The following is a 2,326-nucleotide window of genomic DNA, read 5'->3' on the forward strand; positions in this document are numbered from 1 at the left end:
ACGAACGGTTCACCGCGGCGTTCGAGGTGCGGGGCCGTCCAGCGATCCCCCCGGCCCAGCTGATGATGGTCACGGTGCTGCAGTTCAGCGAGAACCTCACGGACCGGCAGGCCGCGGACGCGGTACGCGACCGGGTGTTCTGGAAGTACGCCCTCGGCCTCGAGCTCGACGACTCCGGGTTCGACCCCAGCGTCCTGTCCGAGTTCCGCGCGCGGCTCGTCGAGGGGGATCTCGCGACCCTCGCGCTGGACGCACTGCTCGAACGCCTCGCCGCCCGGGGCCTGGTGAAGGCGGGCGGGCGGGCGCGCACCGACTCCACCCACATGCTCGGCGCGATCCGGCACCTGTGCCGTCTCGAACTGGCCGGGGAGACCCTGCGCGCCACGCTCGAGGCGCTGGCCAGCGCCGCCCCGGCGTGGCTGACCGGGGTGATCGACGCGTCCTGGCAGCTGCGCTACGGGGCGCGGGTCGGCAACCTGCACCTGCCCGAGTCCGAGACCCGGCGCAAGGCCCTCATGCTCGACTACGGCCGCGACGGCTACCACCTGCTGAAGGTGATCTCCTCGCCCGGGGCCCCGGCCTGGCTGCGGGAGATCCCCGCCGTCGACGCGCTGCGCCGGATCTGGGTCCAGCAGTTCTACCGGTACACCACGAACACCGGGACGGAGGGGGTACGGCGGCGGGAGAGCGAGTCCGAGGGCGGGGACGGTCTCCCGCCCGGCAGAGACCGCCTGATCTCCCCCTACGACCTCGACGCCCGCCACAGCGTCAAACGCGACCACGGCTGGGACGGCTACAAGGTCCACTTCACCGAGACCTGCAACCCACCCGACCCCGCTACGACGACCGCGACGACCGCGACGACCGCGACGAAGACTACCGGGCGCGGCGATCTCCCCAACGTGATCACCGGGGTGCTGACCACGGTGGCGACCACCTCCGACGCCGCCGCCGCGCTCGAGGAGATCCACGCCGGGCTCGCGCGCAACCGGCTGCTGCCCGCCGAGCACCTGCTCGACTCCGGTACCCCAGCGCCGAGCAGATCGTCCGCTCCGCCCGGGCCTACGGGATCACGCTGGCCACCCCGGTCCTGCTCGACCAGTCCGCCCAGGCCAGGGCCGGACAGGGCTATGACAAGGCGAGTTTCTCCTTCGACTTCGACCAGCGACGCGGCACCTGCCCCGAGGGCAGGGCCAGCAGATCGTGGACCCCGTGCCGCCAGCGAGACACCGACGCGATCGTGGTGACCTGGGCGAAGGCGGACCGCGGCCCCTGCCCGAAACGTGCACTGTGCACGAAGGGCACCCGCCGGCAGATCACCATCCGGGACCGTGGCCTGCACGAAGCCCTGGCCGCCGCGCGGGCCGAGCAGACGACCGACACGTGGAAGCGCCGCTACGCCGCCCGGGCCGGGATCGAGGGCACCATGCGCCAGACCACCCACGTCGCCGGCACCCGCACCGCCCGCTACATCGGCCTACCGAAGACCGCCCTCGAACACAACATCGCCGCAACCGCGATCAACATGATCCGGCTCGATGCCTACTGGACCGGGAAGCCCCTCGACCGCACCCGCGCCACCCACCTCGCCCGACTCGACTTCACCCTCGCAGCCTGAATAAACCAGCAGGGCCGCCCGGGAAAACAAATGGCTCTGTTGCATTGGGCGGAGGCAAGGCATGGTGGACCTGTGCCGGGCGGGTGCTCAGACGGCCAGCGCGAGCTCGGTGAAGGCAGCCGTCAGCCGCTGGCGGGGTTCGGCGTCCGTTCCGAGTTCATAGTGGCCGCGGCGGATGTTCTGCACGAACGCCTGCCCGGCGCCGATCACCTGCACGGAACGGAAACGTTTCAGCCCGCGCATCGGCCGCAGCCGCGCCTTGAACCTGCCATGATCGGTTTCGATCGGGTTGTTCGCATACCGGTCGTCGATGTGCTGGGCGGCGGGTAGCTGCTCGTCAAGGACCCGCGGGTAGGCGGCGGCCCGGTCGGTGGTCACCTCGCACGGCCGGCGGCCGTGCGACAGCGCCTGGGTGAAGAAGCATCGGGCCGCGGCCAGGTCCCGATGCTCACTGGCGAGGACGTCGATGACCTGGCCGAACTGGTCGATCGCCCGGTACAGGTAGGTCCACCGACCGGCGACCTTCACCTACGTCTCGTCGACAAACCAACGATCACCCGGCGTGTGCCGGCACGGCCGGGCCGCGTCGATCAGCAGCGGGGTGAACCGGCGCACTCACCGGTAGATCGTGACGTGGTCGACGACGAGACCGCGTTCGGCGAGGAACTCCTCGACGTCGCGGTAGGACAGGGCGTAGCGCAGGTACCA

At 70.9% G+C, this 2,326-nt stretch carries 1 protein-coding gene and 2 pseudogenes; 2 read left to right on the forward strand and 1 reads right to left on the reverse strand.

Annotation, left to right across the window (positions count from 1 at the left end; translation table 11 throughout):
- The coding region (locus NBW84_RS24410; RefSeq protein WP_445548734.1) for a transposase at positions 1–1,247 on the forward strand (1,247 nt) is incomplete at its 5' end.
- Positions 1,235–1,618: pseudogene (locus NBW84_RS24415) on the forward strand (transposase); the annotation flags it as partial. The gene NBW84_RS24410 and the pseudogene NBW84_RS24415, both read left to right, overlap by 13 nt.
- 87 nt (positions 1,619–1,705) lie before the next feature.
- Here NBW84_RS24415 and NBW84_RS16395 read toward each other — a convergent pair.
- Positions 1,706–2,326 (reverse strand): annotated as a pseudogene (locus NBW84_RS16395) (IS6 family transposase); the annotation flags it as partial.

Source organism: Protofrankia sp. CiP1_Cm_nod2 (assembly GCF_920664355.1).
Classification (GTDB): domain Bacteria; phylum Actinomycetota; class Actinomycetes; order Frankiales; family Frankiaceae; genus Protofrankia.